This is a genomic window from Neobacillus sp. SRL179 (assembly GCF_984799095.1).
In genome coordinates, this window is record NZ_OZ481792.1 from 2,657,460 (window position 1) to 2,675,006 (window position 17,547).

Here is a 17,547-nt window from a genome sequence, read left to right on the forward strand (position 1 = left end):
CAGGATCAAGATTGGTCGGTTTTCTTACATATTATTTGAAAGAGGTGATCATCGTATGGCAAGAAATATCCTGCAATATCTTAATTATCAATACCCGGAAATAAGTGTCTTGTATGTGGAGGAAGAAAAGTTCTCCCGTGAAAAACTTTTACGTGTTTTAAAGCGTCGATTTGCTAAAATTCACATTGCAATTGACGGGGAAGAAGGATTCCAGCTTTATCAAAAATATCAACCTGATTTAATAATTACCGATATTAAAATGAACCAAATGAGCGGATTAGAAATGATCAAAAGAATTCGTGAAATAGATGAAAAAGTACAAGTGATAGTGACAACCACCCATGATGATCATGACTTTTTTGCTCAATCAATCGAAACTAATGTCAACCAATTTATTTTAAAACCGATAGATTTAGATTTATTTCTACAAGCCGTTCAAAAGTCAGTTTACCAAATACAATTGGAAAAAGAACTTGATAAGCAAAAAAAATTAACAAGGTCCCTCCTTGATTTTCAGGATGATCTTATCTTCATCATTGAAAACGATGAAATTGTGGAATGGAATCAGGCTTTGACCAATTTAACAGGAATGAATCAGGTCAGTCCAAGTGTTTTTAAAAGTAAGTTCCTTGCAAGCTTCTTTGTTGAGGATCCACACTATTTCTACCCTAAAGATAAAGGGAAATGGATAGATGAGTTTCTTGCAAATGGGAGAAATATGGCAAAGGTTAGATTAAAAGGAACGGATGGAATGGATTATAACTATGTGATGAAGGCAGGCTTCATCCCTGAAACAAAGCAATTATTATTTATTTGTACGGATATAACGAATTTAGAAAAAGAAAGCAGAAAAAGAGAACAGCTTTCAATGATGGATCCACTGACAAATAGTTTTAATCGCGTGAAATTTAAAGATCTATTAGCAGCTGAAATGAGACGTTCTGAACGCTTTGGACATCCATTTTCACTTATCATGATGGATATAGATTTTTTTAAGACGATTAATGATCGATTTGGTCAATCAGCAGGAGATAAAGTCTTAATGACCATTTCTACCATAGTCCAACAAAGGATACGGGAGTGTGATATGTTTGCACGCTGGGGCGGTGAGGAATTTATCCTTCTTGTCCCTGAAACAAATGGTCCTAACGCAGTAGAACTGGCAGAATCAATCCGCACTATTATTGAAGAATTTAAATTTATTCATATTGGGCAAGTAACCTGCAGCTTTGGTGTAACAGAATATTGTGCAGGGGAATCAAAAAATGAATTGTTATTAGCGGCAGAACAGTCCCTTACCCAATCAAAGATGAAAGGTAGAAACTGTGTAACCTTGTACAGCAAAGAATGATAGAGGGGAGTTTCCATGCTTTATTTTTATATTTTTATATCTTTAGTCATGGTTTTATTATTGATCTTACAATGTAAAAATATCTATAAGAATCGTGAGTTATTGAAGCAGCTTAGGGAAAAAGAAAATAGCTTTCGAGAGTTAGTAGAAGCTCATGAGGTCAACAATCGAAATTTAGAATTGCGAATACAAGAAGAAATAGCAGCTAATCGACAGAAGGACCATTTTTTAATTCAGCATTCTAGATTAGCCTCCATGGGGGAAATGGTTGCAAGTATGGGCCGCCAATCGAGTCAGCCATTAAATAATTTGTCTCTCCTCGTCCAAGATGTCCGCGAAGAATTTGCGTTTGGTGTGATTGATGAACAATATATTGACAGATTTATTAAAGAAAGTATGGTTCAAATTAACCATATGTCTCGAACCATCCATGATTTTCGAAAATTCTATACACCAAGTAATGAAAAATCGCCATTTTTAATCGGAAACTCTATTGAAAATGCCTTGTTTATTTTTTCACCCAGTCTTACCTTTTATGGGATTGATGTAGAATTTGAGTATGGAGGACAAAAGTCAGCCTATGGATATCCAAACGAGTTTAGTCAAGTTGTCCTAAATATTTTAACCAATGCAAGAGATACATTTGTCCAAAAGGCTATTAGAAATCCGAAAATATGGATTCACCTTGATGAAACAGAGGAATTTGTGTCTGCAGAACTTATTGATAATGCTGGTGGAATGGATGATGATGTACTGAATAAAATCTTCGATCCGTTTTTTACAACTAAACCAAATGGAACTGGTTTAGGTCTTTATATGACAAAAATGATCATTGAAAATATGAATGGTCAAATTAAAGTTACGAACACTGAACACGGAGCGAGTTTTTGTCTATCGGTACCCAAGGTTTCTGTCGTAGAACCACTCGAACTTGCTAAATAAATCAATCTTAAGCTTCCATTTATAGGGGGCTTTTTTATTTTTACAAAAGTGGCTGCTGCTATCCGCAGATAAATTTGTAAGCGTTTCATTATGTGTTTATTTAGGAAAAGAGTAAAATAAAGTAAACACAATATTGGAGTGATTTATATGACAATTGAAAACCCAAGCCGGGAAGAGATTGGCGCAATTTTAAAAAAAGCCAAACGAATTGCTGTTGTAGGTCTAAGTAATAATCCTGAGCGAACTTCCTACCAAGTGACTGCTGTCATGCAAAAAGCAGGCTATGATATTATCCCAGTGAATCCAACTGTGGATCAAGTATTAGGGGTAAAAGCGGTGGCATCCTTAAAGGATATTGAAGGACATGTAGATATTGTTAACGTTTTTCGTCGTTCTGAACAATTATTTGATGTAGCTAAAGAATTTGATGAAATAGATGCGGATGTCTTTTGGGCGCAGCTGGGGCTTGAAAATGAAGAAGCCTATCAGTTCTTAAAAGAAAAGGGTTATACTGTTATCATGAATCGTTGCATTAAAGTGGAACATGCGTTAACAAAATAATAAATTCCTTGAAAAAAACTGCTAATAAATAGCAGTTTTTTTTCATTTTTATTCCAAATACGCGCTAAAATTATGTGACAAAAATAGATTGTTTTACATTTGGTATTTGCCAAAACGAAATAAATCGCTACAATTAAGCATAGACGCCATGAGAACATGTGTTAAAATAAAAGTGGCAAACATTAGCAAACATTCGTTCTATAATCATTATTTAAAAGGATACATGACTCGTTTTAACGAATGATTTTCCAAAATGCGTTAAACGCATTTTATGTTTTTTTGGTATGAAAGGGGTATTTTAGTGGCAAGGACTCAGCAAACTTTTGATTATAATGATGATGCCATCCAGGTACTAGAAGGTCTTGAGGCGGTTAGAAAACGTCCAGGTATGTACATTGGCAGCACGGATGCACGGGGTCTTCACCATCTCGTCTATGAAATTGTTGACAATTCCGTCGATGAAGCACTTGGTGGATTTGGTGATCAAATCATTGTAAGAATACACAAAGATAATTCAATCAGCGTTTTAGATAAAGGACGCGGGATGCCAACCGGTATGCATAAAATGGGAAAACCTACTCCTGAAGTAATTTTAACTATACTCCATGCAGGCGGGAAATTTGGCCAAGGCGGTTATAAGACCAGTGGCGGTTTACACGGTGTAGGTGCTTCCGTTGTTAATGCTTTATCAGAATGGTTAGTTGTTACCATTAAAAGGGACGGATTTGTTTATGAACAGCGGTTTGAAAATGGTGGTAAACCGGTCACTACACTTGAAAAAATCGGTAAAACCAATCAAACAGGTACCACGATCCACTTTAAACCAGATTCGACCATTTTTTCGACCACCACTTATAACTTTGAAACCTTATGTGAGAGGTTAAGAGAGTCTGCCTTCTTACTAAAAGGATTAAAAATTGAGATTCATGATGACCGTAATGATTTACATGAGGTATTTCATTATGAAAATGGGATTGAGGCTTTTGTTGAATACTTAAACGAAGACAAAGAAACTCTCCATCCGGTTGTCAGCTTTGAAGGAACGCAAAATGGAATTGAAGTAGAATTTTCATTTCAATTTAATGATGGATATTCCGAAAATGTCTTATCCTTTGTTAACAATGTGAGAACAAGGGATGGCGGGACACATGAGGCCGGGGCAAGAACAGCTTTGACTCGGGGATTTAACGATTATGCTCGTAAGGTGGCCCTCTTAAAAGAAAAAGACAAAAACCTTGAAGGTAATGATATTCGCGAAGGATTATCTGCCATTATTTCTGTTAGAATTCCAGAAGATCTACTCCAATTTGAAGGTCAAACGAAGGGGAAATTAGGCACTAGCGAAGCAAGATCTGCTGTTGATTCCGTTGTATCAGAACATCTTTCCTACTTCCTTGAAGAAAACCCTGATATTAGCTCACTTCTAGTTAAAAAATCGATCAAAGCCTTTCAAGCTCGCGAGGCTGCTCGAAAAGCCCGTGAAGATGCTAGAAGCGGTAAAAAGAAAAAACGATCTGAAACGATTCTTTCAGGCAAGCTTACTCCTGCTCAATCCCGAAATCCGAAAAAGAACGAACTTTACCTAGTGGAGGGTGATTCTGCTGGAGGTTCTGCTAAACAAGGCCGTGACCGACGCTTTCAGGCAGTGCTGCCACTCCGAGGTAAAGTCATTAATACGGAAAAGGCAAAGCTTGCTGACATTTTTAAAAATGAAGAAATCAATACGATGATTTATGCAATCGGCGGCGGAGTTGGAGCTGACTTCACTATTGAGGACATCAACTACGATAAAATTGTCATTATGACTGATGCTGATACTGACGGGGCTCATATCCAAGTCCTATTACTGACATTCTTTTATCGGTATATGAAACCGCTGATTGAAGCAGGTAAAGTGTTTATTGCTCTTCCCCCTTTGTATAAGGTTAGTAAGGGGACAGGAAAGAAAGAAATTATTGAATACGCTTGGAGTGACGATGATCTCCAAGATGCCATTAAAAAAGTGGGCAGAGGCTATATTCTTCAGCGTTATAAGGGACTTGGTGAAATGAACGCTGACCAGCTTTGGGAAACAACAATGGATCCAGAAACACGCACATTAATTCGTGTAAAAATAGATGATATTGCCAAAGCGGAACGCCGTGTAACCACCCTGATGGGTGATAAAGTTGAACCGCGCCGCAAATGGATTGAAAGCCATGTGAAATTTGGCTTAGAAGAGGATGACACGATTTTAGAAAACGAAAATATTACAGTTTCAGAGGAGGGTTCTGAAGAATGAGTGCCACAGAAATATTTCGGGACTTACCTCTAGAAGAGGTTATTGGTGATCGTTTTGGCAGATATAGTAAGTACATTATTCAAGATCGTGCCCTGCCTGATGCAAGGGACGGATTAAAGCCGGTACAACGAAGAATTTTATTTGCCATGCATGTAGAAGGGAATACCTTTGATAAAGGCTTTCGTAAATCAGCTAAAACCGTTGGTAACGTTATCGGTAATTATCACCCGCATGGTGATTCCTCCGTTTACGAGGCAATGGTACGGATGAGTCAGGATTGGAAGGTTAGAAATGTTCTTGTGCAAATGCACGGAAACAACGGTAGTATGGATGGAGACCCGCCTGCAGCGATGCGTTATACAGAAGCAAGGCTTTCGGCGATTGCAGCTGAACTTATGCGGGATATTGAAAAAAACACTGTTGAATTTATTCCTAACTTTGATGATACTTCGAAGGAACCTACTGTGTTACCAGCGAAGTTCCCAAATTTACTTGTAAACGGTTCGACAGGGATCTCTGCAGGTTACGCAACTGATATTCCCCCACATAATCTTGCAGAAGTCATTGATGGCGTTATTATGAGAATGGACAATCCTAATGTCTCTATTGATGAGTTAATGACGGTTATTAAAGGACCGGACTTCCCTACTGGTGGAATTATCCAAGGAATTGAAGGAATCAAGAAAGCCTATGAAACTGGTAAAGGCAAAATTATTATCCGCAGCAAAACAGAAATCGAAGAGACTCGCGGTGGTAAACAGCAAATTGTCATAACGGAAATCCCATATGAGGTCAATAAAGCCAACCTCGTTAAAAAGATGGATGAATTCCGCCTCGACCGTAAAGTTGAAGGAATGTCAGAGGTTCGGGATGAAACTGACCGGACTGGGCTTAGAATTGTCATTGAGTTAAAAAAGGATATTGATGCTGAAGGTGTCCTGAATTATTTATATAAAAATAGTGATCTGCAAGTAACCTATAATTTTAATATGGTCGCTATCTATAATAAAACACCTAAACAGATGGGCCTGCGCGAATTACTTGATGCTTATATCGGACATCAAAAAGAAGTTGTTACAAAAAGTACGCAATATGACCTGAACAAAGCAAAGGAACGTCAGCATATTGTCGAGGGATTAATGAAGGCATTGTCGATCCTTGATGAAGTAATTGCGACTATTCGAGCATCAAAGGACAAACGCGATGCGAAGGACAATCTCATCGCTAAATTTGCCTTTACAGAACCTCAGGCTGAAGCGATTGTTTCCTTACAGCTTTATCGCTTAACAAACACTGATATCACAGCCTTAAGACAAGAAGCGGAAGAATTAGCAAAGAAAATTGAAGAATGGACTAGCATTTTGTCTAGTGAGAAAAAGCTTCTCTCCGTTATCAAAAAAGAATTAAAAGACGTGAAAAAACGTTTTGCTGATGCGCGCCGTTCCAAGATTCAAGCAGAGATTGAAGAAATCAAAATTAATCTTGATGTTTTAGTTCCTAGTGAGGATGTCATCGTAACCGTAACCAAACAAGGGTATGTAAAACGAACAAGCCAGCGGTCCCATGCAGCCTCCGGTGGTCAAGACCTTGCGATGAAGGAATCGGATCGTCTCTTAGCACAGCTGGATATGAATACAAAAGATGTATTACTCCTCTTCACTAATAAGGGAAACTACCTATTCTGTCCTGTTCATGAACTCCCTGACATTCGGTGGAAGGATATGGGCCAACATGTGGCCAATATTATTCCAATTGAACGGGATGAAGAAATTATTAAAGCCATCTCCATTAAGGATTTTGATGTTGAAGCCTATTTAGTGTTTGTAACGAAGCATGGAATGGTGAAAAAGACCGAGTTACATGCTTATAAAGCACAGCGCTACTCAAAACCTCTTGTTGCCGTCAATCTAAAGGGTGACGACCAAGTGGTTGATGTTCATTTAACCGATGGATCTAAAGAAATGTTCCTTATTACACACTATGGATATGCCTTGTGGTTCCATGAGGAAGAAATCAGTATCGTGGGGCAGCGTGCTGCAGGTGTAAAAGGAATTAATTTAAAAGATGATGATTTTGTTGTCGGTGGTAAATTACTTTCGCCAGACAGTAAAGAAACCATCGTGATTGCCACACAACGTGGATCATTAAAACGGATGAAATTAAAGGAATTTGAAAAGGCAACCCGTGCGAAGCGTGGTGTCGTAATTCTTAGGGAACTTAAATCCAATCCACATCGGGTCATGGGCTTTACTTTGGCAAATGACCAAGACGTGATTTTTATTCAAACCGAAAAAGGTTATATTGAATCCTTCACAGTCAAAGACATTCATTTTAGTGATCGTTATTCGAATGGTTCGTTCATCATTGATGTGGATGAAAATGGTAAAGTAGCAACCATTTGGAAAGTCAAAACACCCGTAACAGAGAGTGCAAGTGAATAAATTTAGAGGACTTCCTAAAAATTAGGAAGTCCTTTTCATCTTTTTTCCAATAATGGACATACTAATGAAAAGAATAGTATGGGGGGATAGGGATGAAAAAGGAAATACTTTTAGTGATCGTTTCATTTTTTCTCATTTCGCTTAGTGCAATAACGGGTGTCTATGCATTTGAAGAAAATCATAAGGTCATTACTATTTCAAAAGAAGAAATGGACATTACAGGGGACGGTCAAAAAGAGGTGATCTTTTTAAAGGGGGTTCCCTATCAAGATGAAAATTCGTATTTAAAAGAGATTTATATAGAGGTACAGGCATCAAACGATAAAACCTATACCTTTCCATTAGAAGGCGGCAGCAAAGCAGCACTTAATCTTGTCGATCTAAACCATGATGGTCTGAAAGATTTATTTGCAAGTGTATTAATGGAGGGAAGCGACGGAAGTGTCATCAGTTTCTCCTATACTTTAAAGGATTTTGACCGAACGGTCCTTTCCGTCCCTGAACCGCTAGAAATGGACGCAAAATTTGCTAATGGATATCAAGCTGAAATCACATTAAAACAAACAGGGAAAACGTATAGGTTTGATTTAGCAAATCGGAAGAAATATTATAAAAAACTTGGGTTTTATTATAAAGGAAAGTTGAATGAGCCAACAGAGTTATCGGTGAACACATATAGCAGCCTAAAACCAATAAAAATGAAAAATAAACAAATAGGATTAAAAGGTATTCAAAAAGTGACGGGTGTGGCAAACGCTGACACCATTGCATTAGTCAAATCCATATGGTATTTCGATCATGGCCAATGGACGCTGTCTAGTACAGAAGTAAAGCAATTGAACAATCAATAATCTAATAATCGTGGGTTTATTGTTTTAAAAATTTTACAATAACCTGCAAAAAACACAGGGAGTTATTTCTGTGTTTTTTTCTATTTATAAAATATTTGACGTTAACAATGGTGGGGAATATACTTAGGTCTATGAATATTTAAGTTACCTAACTATTTGGGTGAAATAAGAAAAAAATGAGGTGATGATTATGGCCGATATTAAAAGCGAGACTTCCCAAAAGCTTCTGCAGTCTTTTATGCAATTCCGAAAAACTGGTTGGCAAAATAAGAAAATAGCTGGTTTTAACCCAAGCGAATTCAGAGTTTTGGCAGCAATTGAACGAGGAGCAAATCAGAAAAATACCGAAATGAAGGTTTCTGAGATTAGTCAACAATTGAAAGTGACTCCGCCGACTGTTACGCAAATTATCAATCTCCTTGATAAAGATGGCTTAATTGAACGATCAATAGATCCAGACGATAGGAGAGTAGTGAATATCAAGCTAACTGACTCAGGACTTGAAGCAGCGCAGCAAGCAAGAAGGGCCTTTACTGACACCTTTTTGGGCTTAATTGATTATTTAGGAGAAAAAGAGAGTGAGCACCTGGCGGAATTACTCACTAAAGTGAATAACTATTTTAATCAATTTAGTCAGTAAAGGGTCAGATTTAACAAAAACAATATAAAACGGAGTTGGAGCAAATTGATAAAATTAGGCAAGTATCTTAAACCATTTCAAATTCCCATATACTTTGTTCTAGCACTTGTCCTCCTGCAATCATTATCAGAGCTATATTTACCGACGTTAATGTCGGATATTGTAGACAAAGGTGTCGTAACAGGAGACACACACTATATTTGGAAAATTGGCACTTACATGCTGGTTGTGGCTGCGGGAGGGATGATTTGTTCCATTTTAGCAAGCTTTTATTCTGCAAAAGCAGCATCCGGGTTTGGAAGATTATTGCGAAGCAAAGTATTTGCTCATGTAGGAAACTTTTCACTTCAAGAGTTTGATCAACTTGGAACGGCATCGCTTATTACAAGAACCACCAACGATATTACGCAAATTCAGCAGGTATTGGTTATGATGCTGCGGATGATGGCAATGGCACCTATGATGTGTATCGGCGGTATTATCATGGCCTATTCAAAAGATGCCAAGCTCACCTTGGTACTGGCAGTTGCATTACCCATACTTGTGATTGCAATTGTCATTATTGCTAGAAAAGGGCTGCCGTTATTTAAAGCCATGCAAGTAAAGCTAGATAAACTCAATCGAGTGTTAAGAGAAAATTTAACCGGGATCCGTGTCATTCGTTCTTTTAACCGAATTGACTTTGAGAAAAAGCGGTTTGATGAAGCAAACTGGGATTTAACTCAAACAGCCATAAAAGTGAATAAAATTATGGCTGCCATGATGCCGATTATGATGATCATACTAAATCTTACAACCGTAGCTATTGTTTGGTTTGGCGGTATTCGGATCAGCAATGGGCACATGGAAGTCGGTGACATGATGGCATTTATTCAATATGCTATGCAAATTATGTTCTCTTTTATTATGTTGTCAATGATGTTTGTGATGATTCCAAGAGCATCAGTTTCAGCTGTCAGAATAAATGAAGTATTAGAAATGGACGCAGATATTGTAGATGCAGCAGTACCAGCCCCTAAAACCGTCTCAAAAGGTCATGTTGAATTTCAAAATGTTAGTTTCAGTTATCATGGTGCAGAGATGCCCGCTATTTCCAATATTTCTTTTTCTATGAAACCTGGTGAAGTAACTGCCATAATTGGAGGAACTGGATCGGGAAAATCCACTTTAATCAATTTAATTCCACGCTTTTATGATGTGGAAAGCGGGAGAGTATTAGTTGATGGTGTAGATGTTCGTGAGATGACCCAGGAACAACTCCGGGAAAAAATCGGCTTTGTTCCACAACAATCTGTCCTATTTACCGGTACAATTGCTGAAAACATTCGTTATGGTAAGGAAGATGCTACGGACGAAGAAGTACAGCATGCGGCTGAAATTGCGCAGGCATCCGAGTTTATTTCAACTATGCCGGAAGGATTCGATGCGGTTATTGCCCAAGGGGGAACAAATGTTTCCGGCGGACAAAAACAACGCATTTCGATTGCCCGTGCATTGGTTCGAAAACCAGAGATTTATATTTTTGATGATAGCTTCTCTGCCTTAGATTTTAAAACAGACAGCAACCTGCGTGCAGCATTAAAAACAGAAACAGCCGATTCTACTTTATTAATCGTAGCCCAACGCGTTAGTACGATCATGGATGCCGACCAAATTATTGTTTTAGACAACGGTATGATTGCTGGAATTGGTACACATAAGGAATTGATGGATAAAAGTTCAGTTTATCGTGAAATTGTCATGTCACAGCTGTCAGAGGAGGAAATCGCATGAGCCAAGATTCCAAAAATCATAAACCTGAACATGGGCCTGGCGGGCGAAACCGTGGTCCGATGGGAATGGGGATGCCTGTTGAAAAAGCAAAAAACTTTAAAGGAACACTAAAAAGACTTGTAAACTATTTGAAACCCTATAAATTACAGCTAATATCCGTATTAATTACCGCCATGATTAGTACAGTGTTTGCAATTGTCAGCCCAAAAATAATGGGGAAAGCGACCACGAAACTTTTTGAAGGGTTAATGATGAAACTTAAAGGTGTTCCAGGGGCTGAAATCGATTTTGATTATATCGGACAAATTATTATTCTTTTAATTGGGCTTTATATATTAAGTGCTATATTTGCTTATCTTCAACAGTATATCATGGCTGGTGTTGCACAAAAGACGGTCTATAACCTTAGAACAGAGGTAGTAGAAAAGCTGAACCGGATGCCGTTAAAATACTTTGATTCACGGACACATGGGGAAATACTAAGCAGAGCTGTCAATGATATTGATAATATTAGTACAACTTTACAACAAAGCTTAACACAGCTTATTACTTCGGTTGTTACGATCATTGGGGTTATTATCATGATGCTATCAATCAGTCCATTGATGACACTAATCGTGATCATTACGCTTCCGTTGAGTATTATCGCAACTGCTAATATTGCTAAAAAGTCGCAGTTATATTTTAAGGGACAGCAAAAATCACTGGGCCAGCTTAACGGCCATGTTGAAGAAATGTATACGGGTCATAAAGTCGTAAAGGTTTTTGGACATGAAAAAAAATCCATTGAAGAATTTGAGAAAATTAATGAAACGCTCTATCAATCCGGCTGGAAAGCTCAATTCATTTCCGGGATGATTATGCCAATAATGTCGTTTATCAATAATATTGGCTATGTACTAGTATCCGTAGCAGGCGGCTTATTAGTGACGAAAAAAGCCATTGAGATCGGTGATATTCAAGCCTTTATCCAATATGCACGTCAATTTGCGCAGCCAATTGCGCAAACGGCTCAAATTGCGAATGTCATTCAATCGACGATTGCCAGTGCCGAACGTGTGTTTGAAATCTTGGACGAAACTGAAGAGGTTCCAGAAGCGGTAGAGCCAATAATAATCTCTAAACCACAGGGTGATGTTAAATTTGAACATGTGTCCTTCGGTTATGAGGAAAATGAACTATTAATTAGTGATATGAATATCGATGTAAAATCAGGTCAAAAGGTTGCGATTGTTGGACCTACAGGTGCAGGTAAAACAACCTTGATCAATCTCTTGATGCGATTCTATGAGATCAATTCCGGGAAAATTTTAATTGATGGAATTGATACAAGGGACTTAAAGAGAGAAAGTTTAAGGAATTTATTTGGTATGGTGCTCCAAGATACATGGCTCTTTAATAGTACGATTCGTGATAACATTGCTTACGGAAGGGAAGGGGCCACCGAGGTGGAAATTGTAGCTGCAGCGAAATCGGCAAATGCGGACCACTTTATTCGAACACTACCTGATGGCTATGATACCGTACTAAATGAGGAAGCTTCCAATATATCACAGGGGCAAAAACAGCTTTTAACCATTGCCAGAGCCATACTTGCCGACCCAGCCATTCTGATCCTTGATGAAGCAACCAGCAGTGTAGATACCCGTACAGAAGTACAAATACAAAAGGCGATGGATCATTTGATGGAAGGGCGTACGAGCTTTGTTATTGCCCATAGATTATCTACCATTCGTAATGCAGATTTAATCCTTGTTATGAATAATGGTAAGGTGATTGAAAAAGGAACACACGAGGAACTATTAGAAAACGGCGGTTTTTATGCTGATTTATACAATAGTCAGTTCACACGAAAAAATGTTGGATAATATACTAGCGCCTGGAAAAGTTCATAACTTTCCAGGCTTTTTTGGAACCATAAATGTGTATGTACGTATATAAATTAACCATAATTATGGGGAGGAGAGGATAGAGTGCGATTTTATTCCAAAAAAGGGCTCATCACCGGTGTACTCATATGGGGAACGGTTGTATTCTTAATCGGAGCGTTTCATTTTTTTCCTGGCGGGCCAGAAGGGAAGGGGGAGATGCTTACGGCAGTGATCATTGAAGTGTTGACTATTGCTCTTATCGTATGGCTTTGGTTTGGTACTTACTATGAAATTACTGGGAATCAATTAAGAATCGTCGGTGGACCGTTCCGCTGGAAGTTTGAGATTATGACCATACAAAGTATCCACACATCCCGAAATCCGTTATCAAGCCCGGCACTGTCACTAAAACGATTAGAAGTACGATATGACAGATGGGGATTCATATTAATTTCACCGAAAAATGAGGAAAAATTTTGTCATGAATTACAAAAAATAAATCCAAGAATAGAAATAAAACTTTAATTTTTTATTTTGTCTCATTATCTTAAGTATACTTGGATATTGAGATATTTTGAATTTATGTTAACATAATTAATATTATGTAAACTAAATAATTAAAAAAGAAAGCAGCCACAAAAGTGGCAGCCTTTATAATTATTCCATTTGTTCCTTTGGCATATCCATTCGATCAACAGCAATCTTCAAATCATCATTCTTGATGTGCGTATAAATCATTGTTGTTTGAATCGAAGAATGACCCAATTGCCTTCTTAATTTAGGTACATCATTGATTTCGGCATGGTATCTTGTAGCAAAGGAATGCCGCAGCTTATGTACCGATAACGCTGGTTTACCAAATGCCGTTGCATATTTTTCAATCAAATTTTCAACAGCTCTACCTTTTAATCTTCGTGATTTAACTTTCGGACCCGTTGGTCCACTAACAAATAATGCCTTTTCATTTTTATCCACGCTGTATTTGGCAGTTCTGACTGCTAAATACTCTTGGAGGTCAGCCATAGCCACTTGACTAAAATAAACGAATTGTTCTTTATTTCCTTTGCGGATCACTCGTACACAATACTTGCTATAATCAATATCATCCAAATCAATTCCGACTAGCTCTGAAAGGCGAAGTCCAGACCCTAGTATCAACGACACAATGGCAGTGTCACGCTCTTTATTTAATTGGTAAAAGTGGGATAATCTCTTGTTTTCCTTGACCAATTCGCCGTAATCATTGGCAATAAATAAGCGGAATTTCTCGTATTCATCACCCAGCAGAATCTTTCCTTCCATTTTCGTAGCTTTCGTTTCCATATTATCTTTAACCTCATTAAAATCAATTTTCGCCATGATATTCCGATTAATATAAGGTTTTAAATCCGATGTCTCAGCAATATTTTGAAGATAGTTGAACAAGGATTTTAATGCCGATAATTTACGATTTACGGTCAATTCTTTATTATTTAATTGGTAGTGCAGAAAGTTAAGAAATCCGTCAATTTCCATAACAGTCAGTTGTTCCAGTCGATCTAACGGAATATCCTCAATTTTTCCTTCACATAAGCCTTCACTAAGCATCCAATTAAAAAAGATTTTGTAATCATGGCAGTAATTAAACAGGGATGCGGTCGAAAGATTTCGTAATTTATGGTTTATGTATTCTTCAACATACCAGGGCAATTCCCGAAGCAAGGCTTGAAGTTTTTTGAAATTGGCATTTTTTGCCTGATTGACCATATTAACACCTCCGTCTATATTTTACTTCATAGCATAAACTGCGTCAAATTTATATTTTACGCAGTTTATATTTTTATTATCACAATGGGTTACATAGCATAAAAAAATCCCAATGGTTAATTCTATAATTGTAAACATATAAGGTAAAGGAGATTTTTTATGCCAAATAATCAAGCACCTATTCCCTTCCCGCCACGGGCTATTACTACAAAGGATATCATGTATATTAAAGATGCCTTATCATGGGAACTTTTAGCATTTAAGAAATTTCACTCTATGGCGCAGCAGGTAAATAATCCTGAATTTAAACAAGCACTCGATAAAGCTGGGCAAATGCATCAAAATCATTTTCAAAGACTGCTGACACACCTGCAGGTAGATAATAATGCTGCATTAGCGAGCCTGCCTAATACTCAATCACAGCAATCACAACAATAGATTCGGAGGTTACGTTATGCCAAATCAACAATCACAAGGACAAAATAAGAATCAAATTGCCAATCCACAAACGGGTGAATTACCAAAGGTTAAAGGTCCGGAGATGAATGACCGTGACTACGTTAACGATGGTCTTAGTACCTGCAAATATCTAACCGACAGTCTAAATATCGCAGTTCGTGAAGCAAGTCACGACAAGCTGCATATTGACTTAGTCCAAATTTTAAATGAAACCCACCAAAGCTGCCGTGAGTTATATAATTTAATGTTTCAACATGGTTGGTATAAACTTGAAGCTGAAGAACAACAAAAAATCGATCAAGCCTATCAGCAATTTAACAACTATTCTTCTCAATTTCCTTATTAAAGATTATGCCTAGTTGCAAAGCTAGGCATTTCTTTTTTACCTCCCCCCTCACCCAATTTATTTGTATGAATATTAATTATTTATTCAATATGGTAGTATTAAAAACATAAAAATGATTTATATGCCATAATGACTACTTCAAAACCATGTGAGGTGACCTTTAGCATGACCTTAACCAACCGAAGACGTGAATTTTTGGATCAACTATATCGTCAATATCAATCTACAAACCTCCCCGTTCATTATTCGGAAGTTGCTGAGGCGATTGGTGTTAGTAAATGGACGGCATATGATGTGTTGAAGACATTAGAAAGTCAAGGGCTATTAAAAAGAACCTATTCGACAAATGAAAATGAAACAGGGCGTTCTATGGTCGTGTTCTCCCCTACAGAATTGGCAGATGATGTGTTTAAAAAAGAAAGGCGACAAATCGTCGATTTTCAGGAATGGGATATTATTTTAACTGAAGTAACCAAGGTGCTTGAAAATCAACAAAACCTCCCTTTAATTGATGCAATAAATGAAGTATTAAACATAATGAAAATGGTTGATGTTAAGCTGGAATTTTGTGCCTACTTCCTTTGCATTCTCCTTTTATACCTAAATAGTAATGGAAAACCCGTGAAGGACCTAACGATCAATTTGTTGAACGCTTCACAGGAGTATAACGTGCAGCTTACTGTATTTGTCGGTGCTGTGGTAGGAATGATTATTCAGTCTGTTGGAAATGAATTAAGTCCTGAAATGGTCAAATTGGTCCAACAATTCTTTAATAATGCTAATCAACTTAACTCAGAGGAATTGCAACTATTAATTTCGTTTATTAAAAAAAGCTAAAAAATATAAAACTAGTTTTCAGAATTTTAATTATATTCAAAAGAATCACTTGACATTTTTTTATTAAATACGTTATAAAAGTTGTATACCTTTTTATTTTTTTGGTTTTTTGGGTATCCCTCCCCCCTTTTTGGGTCTTTTGGGTATAAAGAAAGTGAAATGTTTACTTCGTAGACTACTATGAAAGGTAAAGTAAAATTTTATGGAGCGAGGTAATGGTATGTATAAAATGTATTGCAGGTCTTTTCAAGGAGTCATGAGGACTGCCTCCTATCTTATGCCCTGGAGAGAACCACAGTTACTTGAGGGTGAAAATAGTTTAAGAGAACTAGCTAAACTTATTAAAAAGCAAGAAATTGAAAGCGTTTTAATCGTAACGGACCAAGGAATTGTTTCTGTGGGTTTAATGGATGAATTTCTCGAAGACTTGCGAGCGGAAGGAATTAACTATTGTTTATACGACAAAACCGTTCCTAATCCAACTATTGATAATATTGAAGAGGCCTTAGACATGTATTCCACTAACAAGTGTCAGGGAATTGTGGCTTTTGGCGGCGGCTCCCCTATGGATTGTGCGAAAGGCGTCGGTGCACGCGTGGCACGCCCAAACAAAAGCTTGGCTCAGATGAAAGGTGTATTGAAGGTGTTGAAGAAGCTTCCTCCCATGTTTGCCATCCCTACAACAGCAGGAACAGGTAGTGAAGCAACACTTGCAGCAGTTGTCTCTAATAGCAGCACACATGAAAAATATGCAATCATGGATACATCACTCATTCCACATTTTGCCGTTCTAGATCCTTTACTTACCGTAAAACTCCCTCCACATATTACGGCGGCCACTGGCATTGACGCTTTGACACATGCCGTAGAAGCCTATATTGGCCGAAGTAATACAAAAGATACCAAAAAATATAGCTTAGATGCAGTAAGATTAATTTTTGAAAATCTTTATGAAGCCTATTCAAATCCAACAAACCTGACGGCCCGTTCGAATATGCAAAAGGCGGCTTACTTAGCTGGAATGGCATTTACTCGGGCATATGTAGGTTATGTTCATGCGATTGCCCATACCTTAGGAGGATTTTATTCAGTACCCCATGGACTGGCAAATGCGATCATTTTACCGTATGTCCTGGAGTATTATGGCGATTCAGTCCATCAGCCCTTAGCAGAACTCGCTGATTTAGTAGGAATTGGCGTGCAATCTGATACAATTGAACAAAAGGCAGTCAAATTTATAGATGCGATTAAAATCCTCAATGAGAAAATGGACATTCCCAAAAAGGTAAGTGGAATAAATGAAAGTGACATTCCGGTAATGGTCGAACGTGCATTGCAGGAAGCAAATCCCCTCTATCCCGTTCCGAGAATTCTCTTTAAAGAGGACATATTCCATCTATATCGACAAATAAAAGAAGAAGAATATGCCTAATCATTCATATAAAAGG

15 protein-coding genes are annotated in these 17,547 nt (G+C 37.6%); 14 read left to right on the plus strand and 1 reads right to left on the minus strand.

What is annotated here, in order from left to right; translation table 11 throughout:
- Positions 1 to 55: 55 nt before the first annotated feature.
- The 10 genes from AC4E8C_RS13105 (at position 56) to AC4E8C_RS13150 (ending at position 13,236) form a co-directional block, all read left to right on the plus strand.
- Positions 56 to 1,351 carry a GGDEF domain-containing response regulator gene (locus tag AC4E8C_RS13105; RefSeq protein WP_490207129.1) on the plus strand — a complete coding sequence of 432 codons (1,296 nt, stop codon included), beginning with the start codon at positions 56 to 58 and terminating at the stop codon, positions 1,349 to 1,351.
- 15 nt (positions 1,352 to 1,366) lie between these two features.
- Positions 1,367 to 2,293, plus strand: coding sequence for a sensor histidine kinase (locus tag AC4E8C_RS13110; RefSeq protein WP_490207130.1), 927 nt, complete (start codon positions 1,367 to 1,369; stop codon positions 2,291 to 2,293).
- A gap of 147 nt (positions 2,294 to 2,440) precedes the next feature.
- A complete protein-coding gene (locus tag AC4E8C_RS13115) occupies positions 2,441 to 2,854 on the plus strand; it encodes a CoA-binding protein (protein ID WP_490207131.1) in 414 nt (137 codons plus the stop codon).
- Between the two features lie 301 nt (positions 2,855 to 3,155).
- The gene (gene parE, locus AC4E8C_RS13120) at positions 3,156 to 5,135 is read left to right on the plus strand and encodes a DNA topoisomerase IV subunit B (RefSeq protein ID WP_490207132.1); all 1,980 of its coding nucleotides are present in this window, start codon (positions 3,156 to 3,158) and stop codon (positions 5,133 to 5,135) included.
- Positions 5,132 to 7,576, plus strand: a complete 2,445-nt coding sequence (gene parC, locus AC4E8C_RS13125; RefSeq protein WP_490207133.1) for a DNA topoisomerase IV subunit A — start codon at positions 5,132 to 5,134, stop codon at positions 7,574 to 7,576. Before parE ends, parC begins: the two co-directional genes overlap by 4 nt.
- 92 nt (positions 7,577 to 7,668) lie before the next feature.
- Positions 7,669 to 8,427: a hypothetical protein gene (locus AC4E8C_RS13130; RefSeq protein WP_490207134.1), complete on the plus strand. Its 759-nt coding sequence runs from the start codon at positions 7,669 to 7,671 to the stop codon at positions 8,425 to 8,427.
- Positions 8,428 to 8,617: 190 nt separating this feature from the next.
- Entirely contained in the window at positions 8,618 to 9,067 is a 450-nt protein-coding gene (locus tag AC4E8C_RS13135) for a MarR family winged helix-turn-helix transcriptional regulator (RefSeq protein WP_490207135.1), read from the plus strand.
- 45 nt (positions 9,068 to 9,112) lie between these two features.
- Complete coding sequence (locus tag AC4E8C_RS13140; protein ID WP_490207136.1) at positions 9,113 to 10,840, plus strand: ABC transporter ATP-binding protein; 1,728 nt, start codon at positions 9,113 to 9,115, stop codon at positions 10,838 to 10,840.
- Positions 10,837 to 12,708, plus strand: a complete 1,872-nt coding sequence (locus tag AC4E8C_RS13145) for an ABC transporter ATP-binding protein (protein ID WP_490207137.1) — start codon at positions 10,837 to 10,839, stop codon at positions 12,706 to 12,708. Before AC4E8C_RS13140 ends, AC4E8C_RS13145 begins: the two co-directional genes overlap by 4 nt.
- A 105-nt stretch (positions 12,709 to 12,813) precedes the next feature.
- Positions 12,814 to 13,236 (plus strand): PH domain-containing protein, encoded by a 423-nt coding sequence (locus tag AC4E8C_RS13150; protein WP_490207138.1) that lies wholly within the window; start codon positions 12,814 to 12,816, stop codon positions 13,234 to 13,236.
- A gap of 132 nt (positions 13,237 to 13,368) precedes the next feature.
- Here the strand turns inward: AC4E8C_RS13150 and xerS are convergent, their stop codons facing one another.
- Complete coding sequence (xerS, locus tag AC4E8C_RS13155; RefSeq protein ID WP_490207139.1) at positions 13,369 to 14,457, minus strand: tyrosine recombinase XerS; 1,089 nt, start codon at positions 14,455 to 14,457, stop codon at positions 13,369 to 13,371.
- Between the two features lie 159 nt (positions 14,458 to 14,616).
- On the opposite strand from xerS, the gene AC4E8C_RS13160 reads away from it, so the two are divergent.
- From AC4E8C_RS13160 to AC4E8C_RS13175, 4 genes are all read left to right on the plus strand, one after another.
- The gene (locus tag AC4E8C_RS13160; RefSeq protein ID WP_490207140.1) at positions 14,617 to 14,895 is read left to right on the plus strand and encodes a ferritin-like domain-containing protein; all 279 of its coding nucleotides are present in this window, start codon (positions 14,617 to 14,619) and stop codon (positions 14,893 to 14,895) included.
- A 16-nt stretch (positions 14,896 to 14,911) separates the two neighbouring features.
- Positions 14,912 to 15,262: a spore coat protein gene (locus AC4E8C_RS13165; RefSeq protein WP_490207141.1), complete on the plus strand. Its 351-nt coding sequence runs from the start codon at positions 14,912 to 14,914 to the stop codon at positions 15,260 to 15,262.
- A 165-nt stretch (positions 15,263 to 15,427) separates the two neighbouring features.
- Entirely contained in the window at positions 15,428 to 16,099 is a 672-nt protein-coding gene (locus tag AC4E8C_RS13170) for an Lrp/AsnC family transcriptional regulator (RefSeq protein ID WP_490207142.1), read from the plus strand.
- A 220-nt stretch (positions 16,100 to 16,319) separates the two neighbouring features.
- On the plus strand, positions 16,320 to 17,531 hold the full coding sequence (locus tag AC4E8C_RS13175; protein ID WP_490207143.1) for an iron-containing alcohol dehydrogenase: 1,212 nt from the start codon (positions 16,320 to 16,322) through the stop codon (positions 17,529 to 17,531).
- The last annotated feature ends 16 nt before the right edge of the window (positions 17,532 to 17,547 follow it).

What these genes read in the sequence shown, in the direction of transcription:
- AC4E8C_RS13135 (WP_490207135.1), top strand. Translation starts at nt 8,618, where the DNA reads ATGGCCGATATTAAAAGCGAGACTTCCCAAAAGCTTCTGCAGTCTTTT.
- AC4E8C_RS13110 (WP_490207130.1), top strand. Translation starts at nt 1,367, where the DNA reads ATGCTTTATTTTTATATTTTTATATCTTTAGTCATGGTTTTATTATTG.
- parC (WP_490207133.1), top strand. Translation starts at nt 5,132, where the DNA reads ATGAGTGCCACAGAAATATTTCGGGACTTACCTCTAGAAGAGGTTATT.
- AC4E8C_RS13160 (WP_490207140.1), top strand. Translation starts at nt 14,617, where the DNA reads ATGCCAAATAATCAAGCACCTATTCCCTTCCCGCCACGGGCTATTACT.
- AC4E8C_RS13165 (WP_490207141.1), top strand. Translation starts at nt 14,912, where the DNA reads ATGCCAAATCAACAATCACAAGGACAAAATAAGAATCAAATTGCCAAT.
- AC4E8C_RS13115 (WP_490207131.1), top strand. Translation starts at nt 2,441, where the DNA reads ATGACAATTGAAAACCCAAGCCGGGAAGAGATTGGCGCAATTTTAAAA.
- AC4E8C_RS13105 (WP_490207129.1), top strand. Translation starts at nt 56, where the DNA reads ATGGCAAGAAATATCCTGCAATATCTTAATTATCAATACCCGGAAATA.
- AC4E8C_RS13145 (WP_490207137.1), top strand. Translation starts at nt 10,837, where the DNA reads ATGAGCCAAGATTCCAAAAATCATAAACCTGAACATGGGCCTGGCGGG.
- AC4E8C_RS13130 (WP_490207134.1), top strand. Translation starts at nt 7,669, where the DNA reads ATGAAAAAGGAAATACTTTTAGTGATCGTTTCATTTTTTCTCATTTCG.
- AC4E8C_RS13175 (WP_490207143.1), top strand. Translation starts at nt 16,320, where the DNA reads ATGTATAAAATGTATTGCAGGTCTTTTCAAGGAGTCATGAGGACTGCC.
- AC4E8C_RS13170 (WP_490207142.1), top strand. Translation starts at nt 15,428, where the DNA reads ATGACCTTAACCAACCGAAGACGTGAATTTTTGGATCAACTATATCGT.
- xerS (WP_490207139.1), bottom strand. Translation starts at nt 14,457, where the DNA reads ATGGTCAATCAGGCAAAAAATGCCAATTTCAAAAAACTTCAAGCCTTG.